The sequence below is a fragment of the Microlunatus sp. YIM B11417 genome, from assembly GCF_059617205.1.
Genome location: NZ_JCAMPJ010000009.1, coordinates 114,618 through 140,997, shown reverse-complemented (window position 1 = coordinate 140,997; position 26,380 = coordinate 114,618). Strand labels below are relative to the sequence as shown.

The window sequence follows — 26,380 nt, the reverse complement described above, 5'->3', positions numbered from 1 at the left end:
ACAAGGAAGAAACGGATCCTGGGCACTGTCGATGTGGCGATCAAGCGGTTACGATCATGGCCATGGTGCTGACGGATCACGCGCGAGTGCTGCAGGTCGCGGCCGACCTCGTCAACTCCGCGCCGCACGGCGAGCAGGGCGAGACGATGACCGATGCGGGCGCGCTGGCGGAGCTGGCCCGGTCCTGGATCGTGACCGAGGTGCAGCCCGCCGCCGATACGGATGTGACCCGGCTGCACCGGTACCGGGAACGCCTGCGGGCGATCTTCCTGGCGCCGGACGAGGCGACCAGAATCATGATCGTCAACCAGCTGTTGGCCGCCACGGAGGTGTACCCGCGACTGGTCGAGCACGACGGGCTGGACCTGCACATCCACTACTTCGCCCCGTACGCCCCGCTGTCGGAGCACCTGATCGCCGACTGCACGATGGTGCTGGCACTGCTGTTCGAGAGTGGGGAGGGGTCCCGGCTGAAGCACTGTGCGGCGCCCGACTGCGGCACCGTCTTCGTCGACCGGACCAAGAACCGGTCCCGGCTCTACTGCGACAGCCAGGCCTGCGGCAACCGGCTGCATGCGGCCGCCTACCGGGCCCGCGCGACGAGGAACGGATGAGCGCCCGGATCGCGGTGCTGGGGCTCGGCGCCTTCGGCCGGCTGCATGTGCGAGGGCTGGCCCGGGCCGGGGTTGCGCCGATCGCCGTGGCCGATCTCGATCATGATCGGGTGGCCGCCGCCCGGAGCCTGGTCCCCGAGGCGGTGGGCTTCGACGACCCGGTGTCGCTGTTGGAGCAGGTGCCCCTGGACGGGGTGGTGATCGCGACGCCGGCCGACACCCATGTCGACCTGGCCCTGGCCGCGGCCGCCCGGGGCCTGCGGGTCCTGCTGGAGAAGCCGATCGCCGTCGACACCGCCGGCCTGGACCGGCTGGCCGCGGCCGATGGGTCGGAGTTGATCACGCCCGGGCACGTGCTGCGGTACGAGCCGGCCCACCGGGAACTGCGGGACGGCCTCGCCGGCGGCCGGCTGGGCGAGTTGCGTGGGGTGTCGGCGAGCCGTGATCGGGAGCGCGGCCACCTGCGCTACGGGGAACCGGATCCGGTGCTGCTGACCCAGGTCCATGATCTCGATCTGGCGTACTGGCTGACCGGGTCCGGACCGGCAACGATCAGCGCGGTCGGCGGCCGTGAGTTGATCTTCAGCCATGGCCTGGCCGGCGAGGTCGCCTGGTCGCTGCGAGCCTCGTACCTGCTGCCCGAGGGCGCCTCGGTGCAGGACCGGCTCGACGTGTACGGCAGCGACGGCGCGGCCCGGCTGGCCGTCGACGGCCGGGGAACGACCCTGACCTGGCCGGACGGAACGCAGCGGCACTGGCCGCCCAGCGACGCGCCCGGCCTGGACGCCGAACTGGCCGGTTGGCTCGGGCTCGTCCGGGACGGCGGGCCGACCGTGATCACGCTGACCGAGGGCATCGCGGTGGTCCGGACCGCCCTGGCCGCCCGAGCCTCGGCGAGCGCCGGCGGGGAGCCCGTCATCGTCGCTGATCTTTCGGGCAGCAATCGGTGACCGAGCCGCTGATCGCACCGGCGGCCTGGGCGGGGTTGACCGGGAGCTACCTGTACACGGCCGCCCAGGCGCCCGCCCTGACCGAGGTCGTCGCGGCCGCTGCGGAGGCGGTCGCGGCACAGAGTCTCGGTCCGGCGGGCCGGGAGCGGTTGTTCGCGATCGAGGACGAGGCTCGCCGGGCCGTCGGCCGCACGGTGGGCTGCGATCCGGATCGGGTCGCGTTCGTCGGCGACGCCTCGACGGCCTGGAACCTGGTGGCCGGTGGCCTGTCCTGGCAGCCCGGGGACAACGTGGTGATCAACGATCTCGAGCATCCGAGCGTCAGCTTCCCGTTCCAGCGGCTGGCCGAGCGCGGCCTCGAGGTCCGGGTGGTCCGGCACTCGCCGGACTGGCTGATCGAGCCGGCCGAGCTGGCCGCCGAAGTCGATCACCGGACCCGGGCGATCGCGATCAGTGACGTCTCCTACGTCAACGGTGCCCGGCACGACCTGGCCGCGATCGGCGACATCGCCGACGCGGCCGGCGTGCCGCTGTTCGTGGACTGGTCGCACAGCCTGGGCGTCCTGCCGGTGGATCCGGGGCGGGCGGCGATCGGGATCTCGGCGTCGTACAAGTGGTCACTCGGTCCGTACGGGGTCGGGATCCTGGTCTGGAACCAAGATCGACTTCCCGGCTTCGCCCCGGGTGGGGTCGGCTGGCGCTCGACGCCGGACTTCTTCACCGACGATCGCTACCGGGTGATCAAGCTCGACCCGACGGCCTCCCGGTTCCGGCTCGGCGCCGCATCGTTCGCCGGTATCGCCGGACTGGCCGCCGGACTGACCGCTCTGCAGCGGCTCGGCCCGGAGCAGGTCACCCGGCACGCCCTCCGGCTCTCCGGCCTGGCCGCCGCCGGGCTGACCGCGGCCGGCCGGCGGGTGATCACTCCGACGACGCCCGGCCGCGGTTCCGGCAGCGTCGCCTGGCTGCATCCACGCCCGCTGGAGTTGGCCGAACGGCTGGCCCGGCAGGGAGTCCTGGTCTGGGCCGGCGACGGCCGGGTCCGGGCCTCGTTCCATGTCATGAACGGCGAGCGGGACGTCGCGGCCCTGCTGGCCGGAGTCGCCGAGGAGGAGCACGCCCGATGATCACCGACGAGCCCGTACCGGCTGTCGATCAGGAACTGGACGACGCCCTGGACGGCAGGGCCGACGACCTGCTCGCGCTGTGCCGGCAGTTGATCATGATCGACAGCCAGATCCCGCCGGTGGCGAACGAGGTCGCCGTGGTCGACTTCCTGCGCGAGACGCTGGCCGACCTCGGTCTGCCGCGCGGCGAGGTGATCAGCGAACGGCCCGAGCGCCCCAACCTGGTGTCCACCGTGCCCGGCTCGGCCAACGGTCCCCGGCTGATGTTGTGCGGTCACGTCGACACCAAGCCGGTCGGCGATGCGGGGCACCTGTGGCGGACCGACCCGCTCGGCGCGGAGATCGTCGACGGCCAGCTGTACGGGCTCGGTGCCAGCGACATGAAGGCGGCCTGCGCCGCGATGATCTTCGCCCTGTACGCCGTCCGGGAGGTGACCGGCGGCCCGGCCGGCGACGTGACCCTGGCCCTGGTCGCCGACGAGGAGACCGGGGCCCGGCACGGCGCCCGGTTCCTGGCGCCGCTGATCGCCGACCGCGCCGACGCCTGCCTGATCGGCGAGCCGAGCGGCTGGGAGCACGACTTCCAGGCGCTGCACCTGGTCTCCCGCGGCCTGCTCTGCTTCCGGGTCGACGTCATCGGCACCCAGATGCACAGCAGCCTGTCCGACCGGATGCCGTCGATCAACGCGAACGTGAAGCTGGCCCGGCTGTTGGCCGATCTGGCCGACTTCGACGGCATCGGCTACCGGCCGCACCCGCTCGGCGACCTCCGGCCCACCCTGAACGTCGGCACCCGGGTCGAGGGCGGCGTCTACTACGGGGTCGTGCCCGGCTCGGCGCGGTTCACCTGCGACCTGCGGGCTCTGCCCGGGATGACCGAGCAGAGCGTCCTGGCCGACCTGAACCGCTGGCTGGCCGAACGGAAGGCGGCTGATCCGGACCTGGACGCGGTGATCACGGTCGAGCCCGATCTGCCCTGGATCCCGCCGAGCGAGATCGCCGTTGATCATGGTCTGGTGACCGCGCTGCGCCGGGCGGCCACCGGCGTGCTGGGGGAGGAGCCCCCGCTCGGCGTCTTCCCCGGCGCCACCGACGCGCCCTGGTTCGACCTGGCCGGCCTGCCCACCGTCCCCTCCTTCGGCCCCGGCATCCTGACCTGCTGCCACGGCCCCAATGAGCGCGTCTCCGTACCCGCGATCCTGCAGGCCGCCAAGGTCTATGCCCGCACCATCCACCACTTCACCCAACCCGCGAGCGTTTGAACGCCCGCGGATCCGGACCGGTCAAGGGGTGCGGCGGCTGGACTCGCGGATGATCAACTCGGGCTGGAAGACGACCTGCTGGCGGTCGAGGGTACGGCCTTCGGCGAGGGCCTCGGTCTCGGCGAGGAGGAGTTCGACGGCGGTCTTGCCGATCAGTTCGGACGGCTGGCGGATCGAGGTGAGCGGGACGACGGTGGAGCTGGCGAAGTCGATGTCGTCGTAGCCGACCAGGGCGATGTCGTCGGGCACCGCGAGCGGGCCGAGCAGGGAGAAGGCCTGCAGGACGCCGACGGCGATCAGGTCGTTGGCGGCGAAGACGCCGTTGGGGCGGTCGGCGGGGGCCCGTTCGACGATCTCCTGGCCGGCGTCGCGCCCGGCCCGTACGGTCAGGTCGGGCTGGGACAGCACCTCGAGCTGGACGCCGCGCGTCTCGGCCGCCGCCTTGGTCGCACCCTGCAGCCGGTCGGCGACCTGGAGGATGTTCAGCGGCCCGCCGACGAAGGCGATCCGTCGGCAGCCCTGCTCGATCAGGTGTCGGACCGCGAGATAGCCGCCGCCGACATCGTCGACCGACACCGACGAGAAGTGGCGGCCCTGGGAGAGCCGGTCCACCAGCACGGTCGGCATGCCGCGGTCGCGCAGCCGGGTGAGCCGCTCGTCGACGTCGCCGACCGGCGAGATCAGCACGCCCTGCACCCGCTGCTGCTCGAACAGGTCGATGAAGCCCGACTCGCGGTCGGTCCGCTGGTCGCTGCTGCCGAGCAGCACCGAGAGGCCGTTCTCGGCCGCGCGGTCGCCGGCGCCGCGCGCCACGTCGGTGAAGAACGGGTTGCCGACGTCGAGCACGATCAACCCGATGGTGCGGCTCTTGCCGGCCCGCAACTGTCGGGCCGCGTCGTTGCGGACGAACCCGAGGTCCTCGATCGCCCGTTGCACCCGCTCCCGGGTCGCCTCGGCCACCTTCTCGGGACGATTCAACACATTGGAGACGGTGCCGAGCGCGACACCGGCGCGTTCCGCGACGTCGCGGATGCTCACCTGCGGCTTCGGGCCCCGAGCCGGCGTGCGTTCGTCTGCTGGCATACGAGAAACCTAATCCCGGGCCCGGGGCGGCGCCACCGACAGGCGGAGCGCGTATTGACAGGGGACGCGCCGCCGCATAGATTGACCGAAAGTCTGAAACGATTCAAAGCTGCGCGTGTGTGACACCACCCCACGACGACGAAGGATGGGCTCCATGACGGTGACGGCTCCGACGGCACTCCGGGTCTCTCGAGTGCTGCTGGAACACAACGACGACCCGAGCACCCTGGGTACGGCGACCCCGCGGCTGAGCTGGGCGGTCGAGACGAGCGAGCCGGGCTGGCAGCAGGAGGCGTACGAGATCGGCTTCACCCCCGACGGCGGCACGGAGCAGCGGGCCCGGGTCGAGTCGGCCGAGCAGCTGCTGGTCCCGTGGCCGCTGGAGCCGCTCACCTCGCGCGCCCGGGGCACCGTCACGATCCGCGCGTACGGCCCCGGCGGCGCGGTCGCCGAGAGCGAGCCGGTGGCGATCGGTGTCGGCCTGCTGGAGGCCGCGGACTGGCAGGCCCGGTTCGTCGGCCCGGCCGGCCAGGGTCTGGACGGCCCGGCGCCGATCGTCTTCACGTCGGCCGAGATCGCCGGCGAGATCACCTCGGCCAGGCTGTACGTGACCGCCCTCGGCTGGTACCGCTTCGCGATCAACGGGTCCCGGGTCGGCGACGAGGAGCTGGCCCCGGGCTGGACCGCGTACCACAGCCGGCTGCGCTACCAGAGCTTCGACGTCACCGAACTGCTGAGCAGCGGCGAGAACCGGTTCCAGGCGGTGCTCGGCAACGGGTGGTTCCGCGGCCAGATGTCGTGGGACATGCACCGCGCCCACTACGGCGACAAGCTGGCGCTGCTGGCCCAGCTGGAGATCACCAAGGCCGACGGCACCACTCAGGTGATCAAGACCGACGAGACCTGGCAGGCCTGCGACAGCGGGATCCTGGCCGACGACTTCTACGACGGCCAGCGCACCGACCTGGCGGTCTCCCTGGACCCCGAGGGCAAGGAGGCCAGGGGTGTCGAACTGGTCGAGTGGGACCTGAACACCCTGTTCGCTCCGTACGGTCCGCCGATCCGGGTCGTGGAAACCCTTCCGGTGAAGGAGATCATCACCTCGCCGTCCGGGAAGACGATCATCGACTTCGGCCAGAACCTGGTCGGCTGGGTCCGGCTGCGGACCCGCGGCCAGGCCGGCGCGGAGGTGATCATCCGGCATGCCGAGGTGCTCGAGCACGGCGAGCTCGGAGTTCGTCCGCTGCGCAAGGCGAAGGCGACCGACAGCTACCTGCTGTCCGGCGGCGACGACGTCTGCGAGCCGCTGTTCACCTTCCACGGGTTCCGCTACGCCGAGGTGACCGGCGTCGATGATCTTGATCCGAGCCAGGTCGAGGCGGTCGCGATCAGCTCCGACCTGCGCCGGACCGGCACCTGGGCCAGCTCCCATGATCAACTCAACCAGCTGCACCAGAACGTGGTCTGGGGGATGCGGGGCAACTTCCTCGACGTACCGACCGACTGTCCGCAGCGCGACGAACGGCTCGGCTGGACCGGCGACATCCAGGTCTTCTCGCCGACCGCGAGCTTCCTCTTCCACACAGGAGGCTTCCTGGCCAACTGGCTGGCCGACCTGGCCGTCGACCAGTGGGAGGACGGGTCGGTGCCGAGCGTCATCCCGAACGTGCTCGGCCAGACCCACGGCGGCTCGGCCGCGGCGGCCTGGGGCGACGCGGCCGCCGTGGTGCCGACCGTGCTCTGGCAGCGGTTCGGCGACCGCGACCTGCTCGGGAAGCAGTTCTCGAGCATGAAGGCCTGGGTGGACAAGCTGATCAGTCTGGCCACCGACGAGGGGCTCTGGCTCGGCGGCTTCCAGTACGGCGACTGGCTCGACCCGACCGCGCCGCCGGACGACGCGTTCCGGGCCCAGGTCAGCCCGGACGTGGTGGCCACCGCGCACCTGATCCGGTCCGCCGGACTGGTCGCGGACGCGGCCGCGCTGCTCGGCAAGGACGATGAGGCGAAGCACTACCGCGAGGTGTCCGAGCGCAGCCGGGAGGCGTTCGTCGCCGAGTTCGTCACCGGCTCCGGCCGGGTGCTCGGCGACTGCCAGACCGCGTACGCGATGGCGCTGGTCTGGGACTTCCTGCCGGAGGACCGTCGTGATCATGCCGGGAAGCGGCTCGCCGAGCTCGTCGAGCGGGCCGACTTCAAGGTGAGCACGGGCTTCGTCGGAACCCCGTTGATCTTGGACGCGCTGGAGCTGGCCGGCCGGCCGGACCTGGCCTGGAAGATGATCACCGCGACCGAGAACCCGTCCTGGCTCTACCCGGTCACGATGGGCGCCACCACGATCTGGGAACGCTGGGACTCGATGCTGCCGGACGGCACCATCAACCCGGGCCAGATGACGTCGTTCAACCACTACGCGTTCGGTTCGGTGGCGGACTGGATGCATCGCCGGCTGGCCGGTCTGGCCCCGGCGGCGCCGGGCTACCGCAAGATCACCGTCGCGCCGGTCGTGCCGGACGGCCTGGACTGGTGCGAGGCCTCGTACGACAGCGGCTATGGTCCGATCAAGGTCCGCTGGGAACGGTCCGGCGACGAGGTGAAGTTGACCGCGTCGATCCCGCCGGGAGTGACCGCCGACGTGCGGCTGCCCGACGGCACCGAGCACCAGGTGTCGCACGGTGATCATGAGTGGCGTGCCGTACCGAAGACGAAGGAGGAAGCCTGATGCGTAGCTTTGCCGACATCACCGACGCGCTGGCCGAACAGGCGATCGAGCTGCCGTCCTGGGCGTTCGGGAACTCGGGCACCCGGTTCCGGGTGTTCGGCCAGCCGGGCGTGCCGCGGACGCCGGAGGAGAAGATCGCCGACGCCGCGAAGGTGCACGAATACACCGGGCTGGCGCCGACCGTGGCGCTGCACATCCCGTGGGACAAGGTGGACGACTACGCCAAGCTGGCCGCGTTCGCCCAGGATCACGGCGTCGCGCTCGGCACGATCAACTCCAACACGTTCCAGGACGACGACTACAAGTTCGGCAGCCTGACCCACGTGGACGAGCGGGTCCGCCAGAAGGCGATCGCGCACATGCACGAGTGCATCGAGATCATGACCGCGACCGGCTCGCGGGATCTCAAGATCTGGCTCGCCGACGGCACCAACTACCCGGGCCAGGGTGATCTTCGCGGCCGCCAGGACCGGCTCGCCGCGTCGCTCGCCGAGGTGTACGCGAAGCTCGGCGATGATCAACGGCTGGTGCTGGAGTACAAGTTCTTCGAGCCCGCGTTCTATGCCACCGACGTGCCGGACTGGGGCACGTCGTACGCGCACTGCGTGGCACTCGGCGAGAAGGCGTTCGTCTGCCTGGACACCGGACACCACGCCCCGGGCACCAACATCGAGTTCATCGTCACCCAGCTGCTCCGGCTCGGCCGGCTCGGCTCGTTCGACTTCAACTCGCGGTTCTACGCCGACGACGACCTGATCGTCGGAGCGGCGGACCCGTTCCAGCTGTTCCGGATCCTGTACGAGGTCGTCCGGGGCGGCGGCTACGGGAAGGACAGCGGGGTCGCCTTCATGCTCGACCAGTGCCACAACATCGAGCCGAAGATCCCGGGCCAGATCCGCTCCGTCCTCAACGTCCAGGAGATGACCGCCCGGGCCCTGCTGGTCGACACCGACGAGCTGCTCGCCGCGGAGAAGGCCGGCGACGTGCTCGGCGCGAACCAGCTCCTGATGGACGCCTTCTACACCGACGTCCGCTCCGACCTCGCCGACTGGCGGGCGAGCCGAGGCCTCCCGGCGGACCCGATGAAGGAGTTCCTGGCCAGCGGCTACCTTGATCAGATCGCGGCCGACCGGGTCGGCGGCGACCAGGCCGGCTGGGGCGCCTGACCTATCCCCCTCCCTCGTCCCACCCGTCCCAGGTTTTTCACGTTAACGTGAAAAACCGGCGCTTTACCCGGGTTACTTCTCGTGCAAAGCGGCAGGAAACTGTGCGAGGTGGGGTGGGATGAGAACACTAACTCGAGGAAGAACGTGAACCAGCAGAACGACAGCACCGTCACGGAGTTGATCACCCGGTCCAACCGGCTCGGGGCCGATCCGCGGAACACCAACTACGCCGGCGGGAACACGTCGGCGAAGGGGAGCGCGGTCGACCCGGTCACCGGGACCGATGTGGAGTTGCTCTGGGTCAAGGGCAGCGGCGGTGATCTCGGGACACTGAAGCCGGCCGGGCTGGCCGTGCTGCGGCTGGACCGGATGCGGTCGCTGGTCGATGTCTACTCCTCCTGGGGCGAGCGGGCGCTCGACCGCGAGGACGAGATGGTGGCGGCCTTCGACTACTGCCTGCACGGCAAGGGCGGGGCCGCGCCGTCGATCGACACCGCGATGCACGGCCTGGTCGACGCGCCGCACGTCGACCACCTGCACCCGGACTCCGGGATCGCGATCGCCACGGCCGCGGACGGCGAGAAGCTGACCGCGGAGATCTTCGGCGACAAGGTGGTCTGGGTGCCGTGGCGGCGGCCGGGATTCCAACTGGGCCTGGACATCGCGAAGATCAAGGCCGAGCATCCGCAGGCGATCGGGACCATCCTCGGCGGCCACGGGATCACCGCCTGGGGCGCCACCAGCGACGAGGCCGAGGCGAACTCGCTGTGGATCATCAAGACCGCGCAGGACTACCTCGATCAACACGGCAAGGCGGAGCCGTTCGGCACCGAGCTGGACGGCTACCAGGCGCTGCCGGAACCGGAGCGGCGGGCCAAGGCCGCGGCGCTGGCCCCGCATCTCAGAGGACTGGCGTCGACCGACAAGCCGATGGTCGGCCACTTCACCGACTCGGCCGAGGTGCTGGACTTCCTGTCCCGGTCCGAGCACCGTCGGCTGGGCGAACTGGGCACGTCGTGTCCTGATCATTTCCTGCGCACCAAGGTCAAACCGCTGATCCTGGACCTGCCCGCCTCGGCCTCGATCGAGGAATCGGTGGCGCGGGTGCGTGAACTCCATGATCAATACCGGGACGACTACCGGTCCTACTACGAGCGCCACGCGGACGCCGACTCGCCGGCGATGCGGGGCGCGGATCCGGCGATCATCCTCGTACCCGGAGTGGGCATGTTCTCCTACGGGGCGAACAAGCAGACGGCAAGAGTGGCCGGCGAGTTCTACGTCAACGCGATCAACGTGATGCGCGGAGCCGAGTCGATCTCCAGCTACGCGCCGATCGACGAGTCGGAGAAGTTCCGGATCGAGTACTGGGCGCTGGAGGAGGCGAAGCTGCAGCGGCTGCCGAAGCCGCGGTCGCACGCCGGCCGGATCGCCCTGGTCACCGGCGCGGCCAGCGGGATCGGCAAGGCGATCGCCACCCGGCTCGCCGCCGAGGGCGCCTGCGTCGTGATCGCCGATCTCGATCTGGCCAAGGCCGAGGAGGCGGCGGCGGAGCTGGGCAACGCCGACGTGGCGATCGGGATCCAGGCCGACGTCACCGACACCGACCAGGTGCAGGCCGCGATCGATGCCACAGTGCTCGCGTACGGCGGAGTCGATCTTGTGGTGAACAACGCCGGCCTGTCGATCTCGAAGCCGCTCACCGAGACCACCGACGCCGACTGGGACCTGCAGCACCGGGTGATGGCCCGCGGCTCGTTCCTGGTCTCCCGGGCCGCGGCGGCGGCGCTGATCGCGCAGGGGATGGGCGGCGACATCGTCTACATCTCGAGCAAGAACTCGGTCTTCGCCGGCCCGAGCAACATCGCCTACTCGGCGGCCAAGGCCGATCAGGCGCACCAGGTGCGGCTGCTCGCCGCCGAGCTCGGCGAGCACGGGGTCAAGGTGAACGGGATCAATCCGGACGGGGTGGTTCGCGGCAGCGGGATCTTCGCCGGCGGCTGGGGGGCCAAGCGCGCCGCGGTGTACGGGGTCAAGGAGGAGGACCTCGGTGCCTACTACGCCGGCCGCACGCTGCTCAAGCGGGAGGTGCTGCCCGAGCACGTGGCGAACGCGGTCGCAGTGATCACCTCGGACGAGCTGAGTCACACCACCGGCCTGCACGTGCCGGTCGACTCGGGCGTCGCGGCGGCGTTCCTGCGCTGAGAGGCGGATGATCATGGTCCTTCGACAGTCTCAGGACACCCTCGGACAAGCCCAGGGCGCGAAGGGGCCGGTGTTCGGGGCGGTCGACATCGGGGCGTCCGGCGGCCGGGTGATGGCCGGCCGGGTCGTCGACGGCCGGATCGAGCTGGAGCTGGTGCACCGCTTCGGCAACCAGCTCGATCATCGCGCCGACCGGCTGTTCTGGGACTTCGAGCGGATCCACCGCGACGTGATCGACGGGCTGACCCGGCTCGCCGCCCGGTACGACAACGTGGTGAGCCTCGGCATCGACACCTGGGCGGTCGACTACGGCCTGCTCGACGCCGACGGCGCGTTGATCGGCGACCCGTACGCATACCGGGACGACCGGACCGCGGCGGTGATCGAGGACGTCCACGGCAAGATCGACTTCGCCGAGCTGTACGGGATCGCCGGCCTGCAGTTCCTGCCGTTCAACACGCTCTACCAGCTGGCCGCGGAGCAGCGCGGCGATCGCTGGGCGCGGGCCCGGACGATGTTGATGTTGCCCGACCTGCTGGCCTACCGGCTGACCGGGCAGCGGCACGCCGAGGCGACGAACGCGTCGACGACCGGCTTGTTCGACGCCACCACCCGCGACTGGTCGCCGGTGATCACCGAGCGGCTCGGCCTGGACGGATCCCTGCTGCCGAAGGTGATTCCGTCCGGTACGGTGATCGGCCCGCTGCTGCCCGACGTCGCGGCCCGGACCGGCCTGCCCCGGTCCACGGTGGTCACCGCGGTCGGGTCGCACGACACGGCGTCGGCGGTGGCCGGCACCCCGCTGCGCACGTCGGCGGCGGCCTACATCTCCTCCGGCACCTGGTCCCTGGTCGGCGTCGAGCTGGACGCGCCGATCCTGACCGCGGAGAGCCGGCTGGCCAACTTCACCAACGAGGGCGGCGTGGACGGCACGGTCCGCTACCTGCGCAACGCGGGCGGCCTGTGGCTGCTGTCGGAGTGCGTCCGGGAGTGGGAACGCGACGGCCGGCCGGTGGAGCTGACGAGGCTGCTCGACGAGGCGGCCGAGGTGCCCGGCCCGGTTGCGGTGATCGACGTCGACGCGGAGGAGTTCATCGCCCCGGACGACATGCCACGCCGGATCGTGGCCGCCTGCGAGCGGACCGGGCAGCCGGTGCCGCGGACCCGGGCCGAGTTCGCCCGGACGATCTGCGAGTCGCTGGCGACGGCGTACGCGTCGATCGTCCGGCAGGCCGGCGAGTTGTCCGGCCGGGCCGTCGAGACGGTCCACGTGACCGGCGGCGGTTCCCAGAACGCCCTGCTCTGCAAGCTCACCGAAGAGGCCTGCGGCCTGCCCGTGGTCGCCGGCCCGGTGGAGGCGACGGCGATCGGCAACGTCCTGGTCCAGGCCCGCAGCCACGGCGCCCTGTCAGGACCCCTCGCCGAGCTGCGTACCGCGATCCCGACCTGATCTTGATCAGACCTGTCGGCGCATGATCAACCGGTGCCCGGGGTAGCGCGGGTCCTTCGGCGTCCCGTCGCCGTCGATGCCGGTCACCTCGAAGCCGAGCTTGGCGTACATCGACATGATCCCCGAGTGTCCGAGCGTCCTGCTGGTGCTCCAGCAGGCTTCCACGCGGCCAACACCCTCGATCTCTCGGCTCGGCCAGTTGTCCCGCAGATAGTTGATCACCTCGGGCGATCCCCAGCCGAAGGCCTTGCGCAACTTCCGTACCAGCGGATCGTTATGGGGAAAGGACCCTGGGGTTGCTTCCACCCAACCGCCGCCCCGCCTCTTGATCGACCTGATCGCCGCGGCCAGTGCCGCGGTCGCGACGCCGCGCCGGCGGTGGTCGATCCGGGTGGTCAGGCAGGTGATTCGCCACTCCGACGTCGGGTCCCGGGCCAGCAGCCTCGCCAGTACGGTCTCGTCGCGGGCCACCGGCAGCTCGTCGGCGCGACCGAAGTGGCACCAACCGACCGGGTCACCGTCCGCGTAGGCGAGGATTCCGTGCTCCTTGCCCTGGTCGAGGAGTTCCTTCACCGCGGCGAGTTCACGCTGCTTCATCAGGTCCCGGTGCGGAAAGTGCCCCTTGGACCGGTCCGGCGCCCCGAGCAGCAGGGCCCGTTCCTTGGCGGACCCGGCGACCGGGGTCAGATGGCGGCCGAAGAAGTAGAGCGTGCAGGCGCAGCCGTGGACCCGGTGGAAGAAGTCGGAGAAGTCGCCGAACCTGCGCCGGGACAGCTCCTTGGTCGTGATCTTCGGCGCTGAACGGGTGGCCATGCCCTCAGCATGGCGGGGTGAAGCGGACATCTGCTGTCCGGTACGGGCAGAATGTCGTTCATGCGTGCCGATCGGCTGCTCCGGATCGTCTTCCGCCTGCAGGGCCGCGGCGTGGTGTCGGCGCCGACGCTGGCCCGGGAGCTCGAGGTGTCCAGCCGGACGATCCGCCGCGACATGGAGGCGCTGTCGTCGGCGGGCATCCCGGTCTACTCGGTCCGCGGCGGCACCGGCGGCTGGGCCCTCGTTCAGGACTATCGGACGACGCTGACCGGCCTGTCCACGGCGGAGGCGCTGGCCATGATCGTCGGCCACCCGCGTGGCCTGCTCAGCGATCTCGGGCTGGACGACCCCGGCGAGGAGTTGATCATGAAGCTGCTCGCGGCGATCGCGCCGGCGGCCCGCGAGCAGGCGGAGCACGCCCGGCAGCGGATCCACCTCGACCCGGACCGCTACTGGGAACCGACCGCCGGCGATCCGCCACCGCTGTTGCCGCGGCTGCTCGCCGCGATCTGGGCCGACACGATCATCGAGGTGCGGTACGGCAGCGGCCGGCGGGCCGCCCGGGTCGAGCCGTACGGCCTGGTACGCAAGGGAACCCGCTGGTATCTCGTCGGCCGCGGCGGGGACCTGGTGCGCACCTACCGGGTGGACCGGTTGCACGAGTTGATCACGACCGAGGAGACCTTCGCCCGGCCGGCCGGGTTCGACCTCGCGACGCACTGGCGGGAGGCGCGGCAGGCGTACGCGGAGCGGTTCGGGTCGTTCCGGATCCGGCTGCGCCTGCGCGGCGAGGCCCTGGACCGCGCCGGCTGGGCGTACGCTCGGAGCAAGATCATCGCCGCACCGGGCCCGGACGGCTGGGCCGAGGCCGAGTTCGACACCGAGGACTGGGACGGTGCGGTCGCCCTCGTCGGAGCGCTCGGCGGCGCCGACGTCGTGGTGGTCGAGCCGGACGAGCTCCGGGCCCGGGTGGCCGACGGAGCCCGGCGCTTCCTCGCGCTAAATCCCTAATTGTGGACATCACTTATTGCTGATTAGCACCAACCCTTTTACGATGATCGGGTGGCTGAGACCATGATCAACGTCCCGTTCGAGGGGCGTGACCGGATCCGGATCGGACTGATCGGGGCCGGCAACCGGGGCAGTTCGCTGCTCGGCAATCTGTTGATCATCGACGGCGCGGACGTTCGCGCGGTCGGCGACGTGTCGGCCGAACGGGCCGAGGCGGCCGCCGACCGGGTCGCCGCCGCGGTCGGGCGCCGGCCCGACGCCGTCACCGACGCGACCGCGGTGATCGAACGGGACGACGTCGATCTCGTGATCATCGCCAACCCCTGGGAGCTGCACACCCCACTGGCGGTGGCGGCCATGCAGGCCGGCAAGCACGCCGCCGTCGAGGTGCCCGCGGCGCTGACGCTGGAGGAGTGCTGGCAGCTGGTCGACACCAGCGAGCAGACCCGGCGGCACTGCGTGATGCTGGAGAACTGCAACTACGGCTACAACGAGCTGCTGGTGCTGAATCTGGTCCGGGACGGCGTGCTGGGCGACCTGCTGCACGCCGAGGCGGCCTACCTCCATGATCTTCGCCGGCCGCTGATGACGCAGACGGCCTGGCGGCGCAAGGCGCACATCAACCTGGATGCCAATCTCTATCCGACCCACGGGCTCGGCCCGGTCGCGGCCTATCTGGACGTCAACCGCGGCGACCGGTTCGTCCGGATGACCTCGATGAGCTCGGCGTCCCTCGGCCTGGACGCCTGGCGGGACAGCCATCCCGACGAGCTCGACCCGAGCACGGCCGGCGAGGTGTATCGCTGCGGTGACATCAACACCTCCATCGTGGCCACCGAGCGCGGTCGGACGATCCTGCTGCAGCATCAGGTGGTCGGGCCGCGTCCGTACAGCCGCAGGAACGAGATCGTCGGCACCAAAGGGATCTTCACCGACTTCCCGCCGCGGATCTTCGTGGAGGACCCGGACGATCCTGCCCAGATCGAGGAGTACGTCGAGCTCGACGCGTACCGCGACTACGAGCACCAGCTGTGGACCGACGAGGGCGCGCGGGCCCGCGAGGCTGGCGGCCACGGCGGCATGGACTACCTGATGCTGCTCCAGTTGATCACCACGATGCGGTCCGGTGCGGTGCCCGAGATGGACGTCTACGACGCCGCGGCCTGGAGCGCGCCGTCCGCGTTGAGCTTCGCCTCGGTCGCCGCCGGCGGTGCGCCGGTCGACTTCCCCGACTTCACCCGCGGCCGCTGGGGCGAGGCACGTCCGGGCATCCGCTGACCGCGCCGCCGGGCGGCCTTGGCAGGATGCCGGGGTGACCTACAGCTATGACTGCCCTCTCCGCTGGGGCGACATGGATGCCCAGGCCCACATCAACAATGCGGCGTTCGTCGACTATCTGCAGGAGGCCCGGGTCGCCTTCCTGCACGCCGGGCCGCCGGCGATGCGGGAACTGCTGGACAGCGGCGTCATCGTCGCCGGGCACCAGGTCGAGTATCTGGCCCCGGTCGTGTTCTCCGACCGGCCGCTGCGGATCGAGCTCTGGGTGGACGCGGTCGGCGCCGGCCGGTTCGTGATCGGCTACCACGTCCTCGACGGTGATCAGCTCGCGGTACGGGCTCGGACCGTCGCCACTCCGTTCGACCTCGCCCGCAACGCCCTGCGCCGGCTGACCCCGGACGAACGGGCCTTCCTCACCGAGCATCTGGCGCCGGCCGAGCCGCTCCGGGCGGTCGGCTCGGGCAAGATCGACTTCGCCGGCGCGGGACACCGGTATCCGGTCCGGGTCCGCTGGTCCGACCTGGACTCCTACGGCCACGTCAACAACGTCCGCTACTACGACTACATCCAGGAGGCCCGGATCGCGATGGTGGCCGACCAGCTCGGCGACGGCGCCCGCTGGGTCGTCGTGCGGCAGGACCTCGACTACCTGAAGCCGATCGACTTCGCCATCGAGCCGTACCGGGCCGAGACCGTCGTCACCGAGATCGGCAACCGCTCCGTGACGCTGGCGGCGGAGCTTCGCGACGGGAACGGCACGCGCTACGCGGCCGCCCGGACCGTCCTGGTGGCCGACCGTCCGATCGATGCCGAGCAGCGGGCCGCCTTCTCCCGCTGGTCGGTCGGCACCGTCGCTTCCTGACGTACGGGAAGGGCACCGGAGTCAGGGAACGCCGGGTGGGATCACGCACGCGCTCGGCGGCGAGGCCGGGGCAGAGTGAACCCATGACCAAGATCGAACTCCAGCCGCTCGGGGCGGGCGAGACCGAGGCCGCCGTCGGCGTGCTGGCCCGCGGCATGCGCGACAACCCCGGCCACGTCGCAGCCTTCGGGCCCGATCCGGAGACCCGGCAGCGCTGCCTCACCCTGATGTTCCGCGGGCTGCTCCGGGTGGCCGCGGACCGGCAGACCCTCGGCGCCTACGACGGGGCCACCCTGGTCGGTGTCGCAGCCGCCGCGGCGCCCGGCCGGTGCCGCCTGCGGCCCGGCCAGCAGGCCCGGGCCGCCGCGATCATGATCAAGGTCGGACCGCGGCGGTTGCTCCGTGTGCTCGCCTGGCAGGGCGCCTGGGGTGATCGGCATCCCGACTGGCCGCACCATCACTTCGGCCCGATCGCGGTGGACCGGGATCGGCAGGGGCAGGGGATCGGGTCGTTGATCATGAACGAGTTCGCCGCCCGGTGGGACCGGACCGCCGAGCCCGCGTACCTGGAGACCGACAAGCCGGAGAACGTCGCGTTCTACCGCCGGCACGGCTTCACGGTGATCAACGAGGCAGCGGTGCTGGGCCGGCCGAACTGGTTCCTCCGCCGCCGGTGAGTCGAGCGTTCCCGTCGCGCTCACCACGCCGGGGGCTAACCCCCGGTCCCGCCGGTGGGTCTGCCGGCTGGGAACCGGCGCACCACGGGACGACGCTGGAAGCGGGCTCGGGCAGCCGCCGACGCCGTCGACGTCAGGAGTGATGATCATGAACCAGGAACCGCAGAACCTCCGCCGCCGAAGCCTGCTCCGGGCCGCCGCGGCGGCCGGTGTGGTGACGCTCGCCGGCATGGCGCCGCCCGCAGCCGCGGTCCGGCCGGCCGGACCCGGGCCGGGCCGCCGTCCGGTGGACCAACGCTCGATCGACGTCCTGACCGGCTCCCTCGAGCCGGACCTCGTCGCGTTGCGGCGGACCATCCACGAGCATCCCGAGGTCGCGGGCGAGGAGGTTCGTACGGCAGCGCTGGTGGCCTCCCTCCTGCGGGCCGCCGGTCTCACCGTGGCGACCGGGATCGGCGGCCATGGCGTGGTCGGCCTGCTTCGGGGCGCCTACCGGGGCCGTACCGTCGGCTATCGGGCCGACCTGGACGCGGTGCCGGCGGGTGGCACCGTCGGCGGTTCCGTCGGCGTCGGCCACCTGTGCGGGCACGACCTGCACACGGCCATCGGCGTCGGCGTCGCCGAGGTGCTGGCCCGGCTCCGGTCTCGTCTCAGCGGGACGTTCGCGTTCGTGTTCCAGCCGGCGGAGGAGGACCTCACCGGCGCCCGCAGGATGCTGGCCGACGGCGTGCTGCGGCACACCGGGATCCGGGAGTTGCACGCGCTGCACTGCGGCCCGCTGCCCGTGGGCGCGATCGCCGTCACCCCCGGGTACGGCATGCCGGGGCTGGACCGTGGTCGCGTCGTCCTCACCGGCCCCGGCGCCGCGGACCGCGCCGAGGCCCTGGCGGCCGACCTCCTGCGGCTGGCCACGGTGGCGCCACCGAGGAGCCTGGCGGAGATGGAGCAGTTGGTGGTCGACCTCGGTACGCCCGACGGGCCGCTGGCCCGGTTCGTCAACATCCAGCACGCCACGCCGGGCGAGGAGGAGAACGGCGCCGTCACCGTACGGCTGTCCTATCGGTGCTGGCCCGAGGAGCGCTATCGCGAGGTCCGCCGGAGCATTGGCGCGGCCGCGGCCCCTTATCGCGGGCGGGCCGAGTTTCCCGACCCGCCGTTCCCCGCCCTGGTCTGCCCGGAGCGCGACGGGACCCGGCTCGAACGGCACCTGCGCCGCCGGCTGGGCGACGATCGGGTCGTCCGGATGCACGCCGTGCCCCCGTTCAACGGAGAGGACTTCGCGTTGTTCGGGCAGCGGCTTCCGGTCACGTACAGCTTCGTCGGCGTCCGCTCGCCCGGCGCGCCGGTCACCACCGCCTTCCCGCACCACGTGGACTTCGACCCGGACGAGGGCGCCATCGGTACCGGCGTGCGGGCGATGGCCGGCTGGCTCGCCGAGCGTGGTCGGCTCGCCGGCTGACCGCGAGGCCGGCGGCGCGCCCCGCCGGTCCAGGATCGTTCCGGCTAGCGATCGAGGTGACGGCGCAGGGCGGCCGCGAGGTCGGCCGCTGCGGCGAGCTGCTCCGGGGCGAGGGCGTCGACGAACAGCTCCCGTACGGCTCGGAGGTGGGGGACGGTCGAGTTCCGGAACGCCTGCGCGCCGGCGGTCTCGAGGACGACCTCGGCGCCGCGGCTGTCGGTGGCACACTCCTCGCGGCGGATCAGTCCGCGCCGTTCCATCCGGCCGAGATGATGGGACAGCCGGCTGCGCTCCCAGCGGATGCCGTCGGCGAGCTCGGAGGAGCGCAACCGTCGCCCCGGTGCCTCGCTGAGGGCGAGCAGCACCGCGTAGTCGCCGGTCGAGAGCCCGGAGTCGGCCTGCAGTCGCGACGCGAGCTCGGACCGCAGCGTCTCCGCGGTCTCGATGAACTCCCGCCAGACCCGCAACTCCTCCTGCGTCGGCAGCCGTCGTCTCGCCGGTCGTCCGGTCGCCCGTTGTCTCGCCATGACCACTCCCTGATTGATGTGTCAATCACAGCGTATATGATTGACGCGTCAACTACTTGAGAGGCGTGATCATGCCCGACCTGATCTTCGGACTCGACACCTTCGGCGACGTCCCGGAGGACGACACCGGCAAGCTCGTGAGCTACCCCGCGGCGATCCGTCAGGTCGTCGAGGAGGCGGTGCTGGCCGACGAGCTCGGCGTCGATGTGATCGCCCTGGGTGAGCACCACCGTCCCGAGTACGCCATCTCGACGCCGGAGACCGTGCTCGCCGCGATCGCCGCCCGCACCTCGCGGATCCGGTTGTCCTCGGGCGTCACGGTGCTGAGTTCCGACGACCCGGTGCGGGTCTTCCAGCGGTTCGCGACGGTCGACGGGATCTCCGGCGGCCGGGCCGAGCTGATCCTCGGGCGTGGCTCGTTCACCGAGTCCTTTCCCTTGTTCGGTTACGATCTGGCCGACTACGACCGGTTGTTCGAGGAGAAGCTCGACCTCTTCGTCCGGTTGCTGGACGAGCAGCCGGTGACCTGGAGCGGCGACCTGCGGGCCCCGCTCGACCAGGCCGGCGTCTTCCCGAAGTCCGAGTCCGGTCGGCTGCCCACCTGGGTCGGGGTCGGCGGCTCGCCGCAGTCCGTGATCCGCACCGCGAAGTACGGGCTGCCGATGGTGCTGGCGATCATCGGCGGCCCGCCGAGCCGGTTCGCTCCCTACGTCGAGCTCTACCGCCGGGCGGCCGAACAGTTCGGCACTCCCGCGCACGGGGTCGGCATGCACTCGCCGGGCTTCATCGCCGACACCGACGAGGAGGCCAAGGAGGTGTCCTGGCCGCGCTACCGCGTCATCCATGATCGGATCGGCGCGCAGCGCGGCTGGCCCCGGCTCCGTCGTGATCAGTACGAGGAGGAGATCGCCTACGGCTCGCTCTACATCGGCTCGCCGGCCACCGTTGCCGCCAAGATCGCCCGAACGATCAACACGCTCGGCGTCGAGCGCTTCGACCTCATCTACACCGCGGGCTCGCAGCCGATCAGTGCCCGGCTGCGCGCCGTCGAGCTGTACGGGACCGAGGTGATCCCGCGGGTCCGCGAGCTGGTCGCCGACCGGGCCGTGAAGGCGGGGGTGTGAGGTGGCCGCCCCGGACCTGCCGACACTCGGCATCCTCGGCGCGGGGAAGCTCGGCACCGTGCTGGCCAGGCTCGCCCTGGCGGCCGGGTACCGGGTGCTGATCGCCGGCTCCGGCACCCCTGGGCGGATCGCGTTGACTGTCGACGTCCTCACTCCCGGGGCCCGGGCGACCACGGCCGCCGAGGCCGCGGCGGAGGCGGACCTGGTGATCCTGGCCCTTCCGCTGGGCCGGTATCGCGAGCTCCCGGTTGCGGAACTGCGCGGCAAGCTGGTCGTGGACGCGATGAACCACTGGTGGGAGATCGACGGGGAGCGGGACGATCTGACGGATCCGCGGACCTCGTCGAGCCAGACCGTGCAGGCGTTCCTGGCCGGCGCCCGGGTCGTCAAGGCGCTCAATCACGTCGGCTACCACGATCTCGAGGGCCGCGCCCGGCCTACCGGTGCGGCCGGCCGGCTGGCCGTCGCCATCGCCGGTGACGCGGCCGCCGACCTGGCCGCCGTGGCAGCCCTGGTCGACCGGCTGGGCTTCGATCCGGTCGTCGCCGGGCCGCTGGCCGAGGGGATCCGCTTCGAGCCGGGCACCGAGCTGTTCGGCGCCGACGTCGGGGCCGCGGAGGTGCGGGCACGGCTGGATCGCTTCGAGGGTACGGAGCGCGGGCGGGTGGTCGCCCAGGCCCGGGTCGGCGTCGCCTGACTCCGGGGCTGGAGCCGGGCGTCAGCCCAGTTCCTGCTCCAGCCAGGTCAGGACGTCGGCGGTGACCGGATCGGCGAGGTCGGCGAACTCGTCGTGCCGCTTGACGAACCGGGCCACGTACGCGCAGACGGGGACCACGCGCAGGCCGGCCGCCCGGGTGTCGGTGAGCGCCTGCTCGACCAGCCGGCCGGCCAGTCCCTGGCCAGCGTAGGCGTCGTCGACCTCGGTGTGGAAGAAGATCCGCTGTCCGCCGTGATCGCGGTACTCGGTCATCCCGGCGCGGGCGCCGTCGACCGAGATCTCGTACCGGTGTCGGGCGTCGACCCGCTCGACGACGGGGACGGTTGACTGACTCATGGTGACCCTTCCGCTGAGGACGTACGCAGGAACAACCGTAGGCCTGTCCGTGCGGCTCAACTGAACGGCACGGGACCGAACCGGCCCACGGCGACGAGGCCGGCCAGCACGAGCAGGACGAGATTGATCACGATCGGCTGCCGCTCGCCGCGCCGCCCATGGGTGATCAGCGCGCCGATCATCAGCAGCATCAGGCCGGCAGCCGCGAGCGGCACCAGGACCGGCGCGATCCCGAGCAGTCCGGGCAGGATCAGCCCGATCGCCGCCAGCACCTCGAGCACGCCGATCAGCTTGATCACGCCGGGCGGGAAGTCCTCGGTCCAGGCCATGTTCGGCGAGGCGCCGAGCTTCTCCTTCGGCGTGATCACCTTCATTGCGCCGGCGGCCAGGAACAGTGCCGCCAGCAGACCCGCGGCGATCCAGAGTACGACGGTCATGATCATCCTTCGCCGATGTGCTTGATGCGTCAGTTACCTGGTCCAATGTAGCTGACGTGTCAATCAGATCCGGAACTCGCGGTCAGAGCGACAGCCAGGTGACGATCAGGATCACGGCGCCGAGGCCGAAGTCCAGGACCGCGCAGAACTCGGCGAACGAGCGCCCGGTGACCCGGTTCCGTCGGTGGTGCAGCACGTCCCAGACCCCGTGGCCGATCGCGGCCAGGGCGGCGAGGTGAGCGGCCGGCACCGGACCGACCATCATTGCGACCAGCCCCAGGCCGGTGAAGCCCACGAAGCCTGCCGCCTGGAGCCCCAGCTCGGCCCGGCCGGAGTGCGGTCGCCGGATCAGGCCGAAGATCACCAGGCCCACGGCGGCCGCGATGAGCAGCAGGACGGCGTCGAGGGCGGTCAGCATGCCGACGGCCACCAGCACCACGCCGGCCGGGATGGCGATCCAGGTCGCGGCGGGCCGGCCGACCGCGGCAGCGGCGAGGTAACTGAGGGCGGCGATCATGATCACCGTCGCGGTCACGTGGGCGTCGACGCCACCGGCCGACGTGGCGATCAGGGCAGCCAGCCCGACCAGGCTGGGCCAGCGGGCCAGCACGGCCGCGAGCGGGCTGGTGGTCTCGGTGGGCTCCGAAGTCGTGTTCATGAGTCCAGGCTGGGGCGTTCCGGTCGCCGGTGCACCGGTCGGGTTGTCATCGGAATTCGTGCACTGCACATACCCGGCCGGGGTATGGTGGCGGCGACGAGGGAAGGACACGACGATGGGGTACGACGACGCCGACCGTCCGGTCCGCCGGGCGCGGGCCGTGGCGCTGGTGGCGCTGCTCGCGGCGCCGGCGACGACGGCGATCATGCCGGGCATCGCGCTCACCCTGGAGCCGGACCTGGTCCGCGGCGTGCTCGGGGCGGTCAGCATCATCCTGGTCACGGCGGCCCTCGCCGCCGGGCTGTACCGGTCCCTGATGCGGGACGTCGCGGCGACCGGGGGACCGCTGCGGCCGGCCGTGACCGATGTCGCCCTCGGTGTCGCGTTGCTGATCTCGATCCCGCTGGTGGCGCCGCTGGCCAGCGCGGAGTGGTCCACCTGGGCCTGGCTGGGCGGCACCGTCGGCGGGTCGCTGCCGCTGCTCTACCGGCGGCCGGTGGTGCTGATCGGCGGCTGGCTGGCGTTGCTGGTGGCGGTGCTCGCCGTCGGGTCCTGGGCCGGCGATCCGCTCGGGTACGGGCTCACGGCGCTCTCGGTCGGCGCGACGGTCGCGTTCATGTGCGGCCTGCCGTACGCACTCTGGCGCCTGGTCGGCGAGCTCAGGGCCGGCAGGGAGGCGCGGGCCCGGCTCGCGGTGGCGGAGGAGCGGCTGCGGTTCGCCCGGGACATCCATGACCTGGTCGGCCACTCGCTGTCGGTGATCGCGTTGAAGGCGGAACTGGTGGAGCGGCTGCAGCAGAGCGATCCGGGCCGGGCCGCGGCGGAGGCCGGCCAGCTCCGCGGGCTCACCGCCGACGCCCTGGTGCAGCTGCGGTCCACGGTGGACGGCTATCGCGGCATCGACCTTGATCAACAGGCGGCGGCCGTCGGCGAGGCGTTCGCGTCGGCCGGGATTCCGTACCGGATGGAGCTCGGCGTCCGGCCGGACTCGGCGGCCGTGTCCCGGTTGCTGGCGATCGCGCTGCGCGAGGCGACCACGAACGTGCTGCGCCACGGCCGGGGTGCCGAGTGTGTGATCACGCTCGATCGGTCCGGCCCCGAGCTCCGGCTTCGGGTGATCAACGAAGCAGCGGCGGCCCGGTCCGGCGGGGGCAGGATCGGCGCCGGGCTGGCCGGCATGCGGGAACGCTTCGCCGAGGTCGGCGGATCCGTCCGGGCCGGCCAGGACGGTGATCGGTTCGTCTTCGAGGCAAGGGTTCCGTGCCAGACTGGTCAGTCATGATCAAGCTGCTGCTGGCCGACGACGAGGCGCTGATCCGAGACGCCGTGGCCACCCTGCTCGACCTGGAGCCGGATCTGTCGGTGGTCGCGCTGGCCGGCGACGGCCGACAGGCCGTGCAGGCCGCCCTTGATCATCGGCCGGACGTCGCCGTGGTCGACCTGGACATGCCGCACCTGGACGGGATGGCGGTCAGCGCCGAGATCGGCCGGGCGCTGCCGGCCTGCCGAGTGATCATCCTGACCGGCCGTGGCCGGCCGGCCCACCTGCGCCGGGCGTTGCGGGCCGGCGCCTCCGGGTTCGTCACCAAGGGCGGCCCGGCCGGAACCCTCGCGCAGGCGATCCGCCGGGTCCACGAGGGGGCGCGCTACGTCGACCCGGAGCTGGCCGCCGAGTTGTTGATCAGTCCGGACTGTCCGCTCACCGAGCGGGAGCTGGAGGTCCTGGCCGCGCTCGCCGAGGGCGGCACGCCGGCCGCGATCGCCCGCCGGGTGGGGCTGTCGGCCGGAACCGTACGCAACTATGCGGCGGCGATCATGACCAAGCTCGAGGTCTCCGACCGGGCCGCGGCGATCCAGCTGGCCCAGCACCACGGGTGGATCTGAACCCGCGGCGGCCACCCGTCTATCGTGGCGATCATGAACGCTGACCTGCCGAACGAACAGCCCCGCTCCCTGCTCCGCCGGGCCGGTGAGGTCGTGATCGACACGGCGCCGGTCCCCGAACCGGGGCCGGGCCAGGTGCTGATCGAGGTGGCCGTGGTCGGCGTCTGCGGCTCCGACGTGCACTACTTCGATCACGGCCGGATCGCCGACTTCGTGGTCACCGAGCCGCTGGTGCTCGGCCACGAGGCGTCCGGCGTGATCCGGGCCGTGGGGGCCGGGGTGCCGGCGGACCGGCTCGGGCAGCGGGTGGCACTGGAGCCGCAGCAGACCTGCGGGCGCTGCACGCAGTGCCTGACCGGCCGCTACAACCTGTGCCCGGACGTCGAGTTCTTCGCCACGCCGCCGGTGCACGGCGCCTTCGCCCGGTACGTCGTGCTGGCCGCGCACCGGGCATACCCGGTGCCGGACGCGCTGTCGGACGAGGCGGCCGCCCTGATCGAGCCGCTCTCGGTCGGGGTCTGGGCCGCACGGAAGGCGGCCATCGAGCCGGGCGACCGGGTCCTGATCACCGGCGCCGGTCCGGTCGGCCTGCTCTGCGCCGACGTGGCCCGGGCCCGCGGCGCCTCCTGGGTCGCGGTCAGCGACGCGGTAGCCCACCGGCTCGACGTCGCCCGCCACCGCGGTGCGGACCAGGTGATCGACGCGACGCAGGGTCCGCTGGCCGACACCCTGGAGCCGGTCGACGTGGTCATCGAGTGCTCCGGCGCGGCGCCGGCGGTCCGGTCGGCCTTCGCGGTGGCGGCCCCGGCGGCCCGGATCGTCCTGGTCGGTCTCGGCGCGCCGAACCTGGAGCTGCCGGTGGCCGACATCCAGATCAAGGAGCTCGTCGTCACCGGCACCTTCCGGTACGCCAACTGTTACCCGGCCGCGATCGCGCTGGCCGCCTCCGGCGCTGTTGATCTTGACGGACTGGTCACCGGCCGGTTCGGGCTGGACCAGGTCGCCGAAGCCCTGCAGGCGTCGAAGAACGACCCGCACAGCCTGAAGCCGGTGGTCTATCCGGGCCGCTGATGCCGGCGCCGGTACTCGCCGGGCGAGGCACCGCAGAGCCGGGTGAACTGCTCGTAGAAGGTGCTCTGTGAGCTGAAGCCCGAGGCGTGCGCGACGTCGATCATGGCCAGGTCGGTCGTGATCAGGAGCCGCTGCGCCTCGGCGATCCGGCGCCGGGCGAGGTAGCGCCCCGGGCTGGTGCCGAGGCTGCGGCTGAAGATCATTGCGGCATGGCTGCGGTTCAGATGTGCCGCGGCGGCGATATCGCCGATCATGATCGGCTCCCGGAAGTGCTCGACGATGAACCGGGCCATCGTGGCCACCGGACCGAGCGTCCCGTCCGGCGCCGGCCGCTGGTGATCATGCCGGTTGGGCCGCCGTTCCTCGTTCCGGAGCACTCGGCTGATCATCGCCTGGATCTCCAGCAGGGCAGGGATCCGGTCCGCAGGGTCCGATCCGCCGAGCTCCTGGATCCAGGTGCCGAAGAGGAGGACGGCGTCATGCCCGAGGCAACTCTGTGGTGCGATGACCGGAGCCAGCGAGAGTAGCCTGGCGACGTCGGAGTCGGTCAGGTTCCAGCCGAGCGCGGTGCCGAGCGGGAGGTGCAGCCAGCAGCCCTCGGTCTGCTCCGGGCCGGGCAGCAGATGGTGCGGTGTGGCCGCCCAGAAGACGGCGACCTGGCCGGCACCCACCGAGAGCCGGTCGCCGCCGAAGAGGTAGTCCAGCCGGCCGCGCAGCACGAGGTTCACCTCAAGATCGTCGTGCCGGTGCGGCCGCGCCATCGACGGCGGCGCGCCCCGGTGCAGCCACAATTCCGACCCGGTGACGTCCACCGGGTCGGGCAGCGGTCCAGCGCCGGACATGCCGCGATCCTAATGACTGCCGCGCACAGAGCCAGTGGAGGCATGTCCTGAGCCTGTCGAAGGGTGCCGAACCGGACCGTGCCTTGCCCTTCGACAGGCTCAGGGAA

General features: G+C 71.5%; 25 protein-coding genes. 18 read left to right on the top strand and 7 right to left on the bottom strand.

Annotated elements, in window-relative coordinates:
• The first annotated feature begins 62 nt into the window (after positions 1 to 62).
• From AC6CCG_RS29325 to AC6CCG_RS29310, 4 genes are read left to right on the top strand one after another with little or no spacing between them, the layout of a single operon-like run.
• Entirely contained in the window at positions 63 to 614 is a 552-nt protein-coding gene (locus tag AC6CCG_RS29325) for a CGNR zinc finger domain-containing protein (RefSeq protein ID WP_496658328.1), read from the top strand.
• Positions 611 to 1,564, top strand: a complete 954-nt coding sequence (locus AC6CCG_RS29320; protein WP_496658327.1) for a Gfo/Idh/MocA family protein — start codon at positions 611 to 613, stop codon at positions 1,562 to 1,564. The genes AC6CCG_RS29325 and AC6CCG_RS29320 overlap by 4 nt, the downstream gene beginning before the upstream one ends.
• The gene (locus AC6CCG_RS29315; RefSeq protein ID WP_496658325.1) at positions 1,561 to 2,691 is read left to right on the top strand and encodes an aminotransferase class V-fold PLP-dependent enzyme; all 1,131 of its coding nucleotides are present in this window, start codon (positions 1,561 to 1,563) and stop codon (positions 2,689 to 2,691) included. The genes AC6CCG_RS29320 and AC6CCG_RS29315 overlap by 4 nt, the downstream gene beginning before the upstream one ends.
• A complete protein-coding gene (locus tag AC6CCG_RS29310) occupies positions 2,688 to 3,953 on the top strand; it encodes a M20 family metallopeptidase (RefSeq protein ID WP_496658324.1) in 1,266 nt (421 codons plus the stop codon). Before AC6CCG_RS29315 ends, AC6CCG_RS29310 begins: the two co-directional genes overlap by 4 nt.
• Before the next feature lie 21 nt (positions 3,954 to 3,974).
• Here the strand turns inward: AC6CCG_RS29310 and AC6CCG_RS29305 are convergent, their stop codons facing one another.
• Positions 3,975 to 5,036: a LacI family DNA-binding transcriptional regulator gene (locus AC6CCG_RS29305; protein ID WP_496658323.1), complete on the bottom strand. Its 1,062-nt coding sequence runs from the start codon at positions 5,034 to 5,036 to the stop codon at positions 3,975 to 3,977.
• A gap of 154 nt (positions 5,037 to 5,190) precedes the next feature.
• Between AC6CCG_RS29305 and AC6CCG_RS29300 the strand changes: the two genes are divergently transcribed.
• The 4 genes from AC6CCG_RS29300 (at position 5,191) to AC6CCG_RS29285 (ending at position 12,576) form a co-directional block, all read left to right on the top strand.
• On the top strand, positions 5,191 to 7,755 hold the full coding sequence (locus tag AC6CCG_RS29300) for a family 78 glycoside hydrolase catalytic domain (RefSeq protein WP_496658322.1): 2,565 nt from the start codon (positions 5,191 to 5,193) through the stop codon (positions 7,753 to 7,755).
• Positions 7,755 to 8,921, top strand: coding sequence for an L-rhamnose isomerase (gene rhaI, locus AC6CCG_RS29295; protein WP_496658321.1), 1,167 nt, complete (start codon positions 7,755 to 7,757; stop codon positions 8,919 to 8,921). Before AC6CCG_RS29300 ends, rhaI begins: the two co-directional genes overlap by 1 nt.
• A 144-nt stretch (positions 8,922 to 9,065) precedes the next feature.
• Positions 9,066 to 11,126, top strand: coding sequence for a bifunctional aldolase/short-chain dehydrogenase (locus tag AC6CCG_RS29290; RefSeq protein WP_496658320.1), 2,061 nt, complete (start codon positions 9,066 to 9,068; stop codon positions 11,124 to 11,126).
• Positions 11,127 to 11,133: 7 nt separating this feature from the next.
• On the top strand, positions 11,134 to 12,576 hold the full coding sequence (locus AC6CCG_RS29285; RefSeq protein ID WP_496658318.1) for a rhamnulokinase: 1,443 nt from the start codon (positions 11,134 to 11,136) through the stop codon (positions 12,574 to 12,576).
• Between the two features lie 6 nt (positions 12,577 to 12,582).
• On the opposite strand, the gene AC6CCG_RS29280 is transcribed toward AC6CCG_RS29285, so the two are convergent.
• Positions 12,583 to 13,389: a GNAT family N-acetyltransferase gene (locus tag AC6CCG_RS29280; protein ID WP_496658317.1), complete on the bottom strand. Its 807-nt coding sequence runs from the start codon at positions 13,387 to 13,389 to the stop codon at positions 12,583 to 12,585.
• Between the two features lie 60 nt (positions 13,390 to 13,449).
• On the opposite strand from AC6CCG_RS29280, the gene AC6CCG_RS29275 reads away from it, so the two are divergent.
• The 5 genes from AC6CCG_RS29275 to AC6CCG_RS29255 all read left to right on the top strand — a co-directional run bounded on the left by AC6CCG_RS29275 (position 13,450) and on the right by AC6CCG_RS29255 (position 18,676).
• On the top strand, positions 13,450 to 14,400 hold the full coding sequence (locus tag AC6CCG_RS29275) for a helix-turn-helix transcriptional regulator (protein ID WP_496658316.1): 951 nt from the start codon (positions 13,450 to 13,452) through the stop codon (positions 14,398 to 14,400).
• Between the two features lie 51 nt (positions 14,401 to 14,451).
• Positions 14,452 to 15,678, top strand: a complete 1,227-nt coding sequence (locus AC6CCG_RS29270) for a Gfo/Idh/MocA family protein (RefSeq protein WP_496658315.1) — start codon at positions 14,452 to 14,454, stop codon at positions 15,676 to 15,678.
• A 34-nt stretch (positions 15,679 to 15,712) separates the two neighbouring features.
• Complete coding sequence (locus tag AC6CCG_RS29265) at positions 15,713 to 16,540, top strand: acyl-CoA thioesterase (protein ID WP_496658314.1); 828 nt, start codon at positions 15,713 to 15,715, stop codon at positions 16,538 to 16,540.
• A gap of 83 nt (positions 16,541 to 16,623) precedes the next feature.
• The gene (locus AC6CCG_RS29260) at positions 16,624 to 17,217 is read left to right on the top strand and encodes a GNAT family N-acetyltransferase (protein WP_496658313.1); all 594 of its coding nucleotides are present in this window, start codon (positions 16,624 to 16,626) and stop codon (positions 17,215 to 17,217) included.
• A 148-nt stretch (positions 17,218 to 17,365) separates the two neighbouring features.
• Positions 17,366 to 18,676, top strand: coding sequence for a M20 metallopeptidase family protein (locus AC6CCG_RS29255; protein WP_496658312.1), 1,311 nt, complete (start codon positions 17,366 to 17,368; stop codon positions 18,674 to 18,676).
• Between the two features lie 44 nt (positions 18,677 to 18,720).
• On the opposite strand, the gene AC6CCG_RS29250 is transcribed toward AC6CCG_RS29255, so the two are convergent.
• A complete protein-coding gene (locus tag AC6CCG_RS29250) occupies positions 18,721 to 19,203 on the bottom strand; it encodes a MarR family winged helix-turn-helix transcriptional regulator (RefSeq protein ID WP_496658311.1) in 483 nt (160 codons plus the stop codon).
• Positions 19,204 to 19,274: 71 nt separating this feature from the next.
• Here AC6CCG_RS29250 and AC6CCG_RS29245 point away from each other — a divergent pair, with 71 nt between their 5' ends.
• On the top strand, positions 19,275 to 20,327 hold the full coding sequence (locus AC6CCG_RS29245) for an LLM class flavin-dependent oxidoreductase (RefSeq protein ID WP_496658385.1): 1,053 nt from the start codon (positions 19,275 to 19,277) through the stop codon (positions 20,325 to 20,327).
• Between the two features lies 1 nt (position 20,328).
• The gene (locus AC6CCG_RS29240; RefSeq protein ID WP_496658310.1) at positions 20,329 to 21,024 is read left to right on the top strand and encodes an NADPH-dependent F420 reductase; all 696 of its coding nucleotides are present in this window, start codon (positions 20,329 to 20,331) and stop codon (positions 21,022 to 21,024) included.
• A 21-nt stretch (positions 21,025 to 21,045) separates the two neighbouring features.
• On the opposite strand, the gene AC6CCG_RS29235 is transcribed toward AC6CCG_RS29240, so the two are convergent.
• The 3 genes from AC6CCG_RS29235 to AC6CCG_RS29225 all read right to left on the bottom strand — a co-directional run bounded on the left by AC6CCG_RS29235 (position 21,046) and on the right by AC6CCG_RS29225 (position 22,476).
• On the bottom strand, positions 21,046 to 21,381 hold the full coding sequence (locus AC6CCG_RS29235) for a GNAT family N-acetyltransferase (RefSeq protein ID WP_496658309.1): 336 nt from the start codon (positions 21,379 to 21,381) through the stop codon (positions 21,046 to 21,048).
• Positions 21,382 to 21,437: 56 nt separating this feature from the next.
• Positions 21,438 to 21,818 (bottom strand): DoxX family protein, encoded by a 381-nt coding sequence (locus AC6CCG_RS29230; RefSeq protein WP_496658308.1) that lies wholly within the window; start codon positions 21,816 to 21,818, stop codon positions 21,438 to 21,440.
• Positions 21,819 to 21,900: 82 nt separating this feature from the next.
• Complete coding sequence (locus AC6CCG_RS29225) at positions 21,901 to 22,476, bottom strand: hypothetical protein (protein ID WP_496658307.1); 576 nt, start codon at positions 22,474 to 22,476, stop codon at positions 21,901 to 21,903.
• Positions 22,477 to 22,591: 115 nt separating this feature from the next.
• On the opposite strand from AC6CCG_RS29225, the gene AC6CCG_RS29220 reads away from it, so the two are divergent.
• The 3 genes from AC6CCG_RS29220 to AC6CCG_RS29210 are packed head-to-tail and all read left to right on the top strand — an operon-like array spanning position 22,592 to position 25,431.
• Positions 22,592 to 23,758 carry a sensor histidine kinase gene (locus AC6CCG_RS29220; RefSeq protein ID WP_496658306.1) on the top strand — a complete coding sequence of 389 codons (1,167 nt, stop codon included), beginning with the start codon at positions 22,592 to 22,594 and terminating at the stop codon, positions 23,756 to 23,758.
• Positions 23,755 to 24,360, top strand: a complete 606-nt coding sequence (locus AC6CCG_RS29215) for a response regulator (protein ID WP_496658305.1) — start codon at positions 23,755 to 23,757, stop codon at positions 24,358 to 24,360. Before AC6CCG_RS29220 ends, AC6CCG_RS29215 begins: the two co-directional genes overlap by 4 nt.
• Before the next feature lie 33 nt (positions 24,361 to 24,393).
• The gene (locus tag AC6CCG_RS29210; protein WP_496658304.1) at positions 24,394 to 25,431 is read left to right on the top strand and encodes an NAD(P)-dependent alcohol dehydrogenase; all 1,038 of its coding nucleotides are present in this window, start codon (positions 24,394 to 24,396) and stop codon (positions 25,429 to 25,431) included.
• Here AC6CCG_RS29210 and AC6CCG_RS29205 read toward each other — a convergent pair.
• On the bottom strand, positions 25,416 to 26,273 hold the full coding sequence (locus AC6CCG_RS29205) for a helix-turn-helix domain-containing protein (protein ID WP_496658303.1): 858 nt from the start codon (positions 26,271 to 26,273) through the stop codon (positions 25,416 to 25,418). The genes AC6CCG_RS29210 and AC6CCG_RS29205 overlap by 16 nt on opposite strands.
• Positions 26,274 to 26,380: the final 107 nt, after the last annotated feature.

Coding starts and splice junctions, on each gene's coding strand:
- AC6CCG_RS29320 (WP_496658327.1), top strand. CDS start 611: ATGAGCGCCCGGATCGCGGTGCTGGGGCTCGGCGCCTTCGGCCGGCTG.
- AC6CCG_RS29220 (WP_496658306.1), top strand. CDS start 22,592: ATGGGGTACGACGACGCCGACCGTCCGGTCCGCCGGGCGCGGGCCGTG.
- AC6CCG_RS29275 (WP_496658316.1), top strand. CDS start 13,450: ATGCGTGCCGATCGGCTGCTCCGGATCGTCTTCCGCCTGCAGGGCCGC.
- rhaI (WP_496658321.1), top strand. CDS start 7,755: ATGCGTAGCTTTGCCGACATCACCGACGCGCTGGCCGAACAGGCGATC.
- AC6CCG_RS29305 (WP_496658323.1), bottom strand. CDS start 5,036: ATGCCAGCAGACGAACGCACGCCGGCTCGGGGCCCGAAGCCGCAGGTG.
- AC6CCG_RS29255 (WP_496658312.1), top strand. CDS start 17,366: ATGAACCAGGAACCGCAGAACCTCCGCCGCCGAAGCCTGCTCCGGGCC.
- AC6CCG_RS29230 (WP_496658308.1), bottom strand. CDS start 21,818: ATGACCGTCGTACTCTGGATCGCCGCGGGTCTGCTGGCGGCACTGTTC.
- AC6CCG_RS29250 (WP_496658311.1), bottom strand. CDS start 19,203: ATGGCGAGACAACGGGCGACCGGACGACCGGCGAGACGACGGCTGCCG.
- AC6CCG_RS29260 (WP_496658313.1), top strand. CDS start 16,624: ATGACCAAGATCGAACTCCAGCCGCTCGGGGCGGGCGAGACCGAGGCC.
- AC6CCG_RS29245 (WP_496658385.1), top strand. CDS start 19,275: ATGCCCGACCTGATCTTCGGACTCGACACCTTCGGCGACGTCCCGGAG.
- AC6CCG_RS29300 (WP_496658322.1), top strand. CDS start 5,191: ATGACGGTGACGGCTCCGACGGCACTCCGGGTCTCTCGAGTGCTGCTG.
- AC6CCG_RS29215 (WP_496658305.1), top strand. CDS start 23,755: ATGATCAAGCTGCTGCTGGCCGACGACGAGGCGCTGATCCGAGACGCC.
- AC6CCG_RS29280 (WP_496658317.1), bottom strand. CDS start 13,389: ATGGCCACCCGTTCAGCGCCGAAGATCACGACCAAGGAGCTGTCCCGG.
- AC6CCG_RS29210 (WP_496658304.1), top strand. CDS start 24,394: ATGAACGCTGACCTGCCGAACGAACAGCCCCGCTCCCTGCTCCGCCGG.
- AC6CCG_RS29310 (WP_496658324.1), top strand. CDS start 2,688: ATGATCACCGACGAGCCCGTACCGGCTGTCGATCAGGAACTGGACGAC.
- AC6CCG_RS29285 (WP_496658318.1), top strand. CDS start 11,134: ATGATCATGGTCCTTCGACAGTCTCAGGACACCCTCGGACAAGCCCAG.
- AC6CCG_RS29325 (WP_496658328.1), top strand. CDS start 63: ATGGTGCTGACGGATCACGCGCGAGTGCTGCAGGTCGCGGCCGACCTC.
- AC6CCG_RS29205 (WP_496658303.1), bottom strand. CDS start 26,273: ATGTCCGGCGCTGGACCGCTGCCCGACCCGGTGGACGTCACCGGGTCG.
- AC6CCG_RS29235 (WP_496658309.1), bottom strand. CDS start 21,381: ATGAGTCAGTCAACCGTCCCCGTCGTCGAGCGGGTCGACGCCCGACAC.
- AC6CCG_RS29225 (WP_496658307.1), bottom strand. CDS start 22,476: ATGAACACGACTTCGGAGCCCACCGAGACCACCAGCCCGCTCGCGGCC.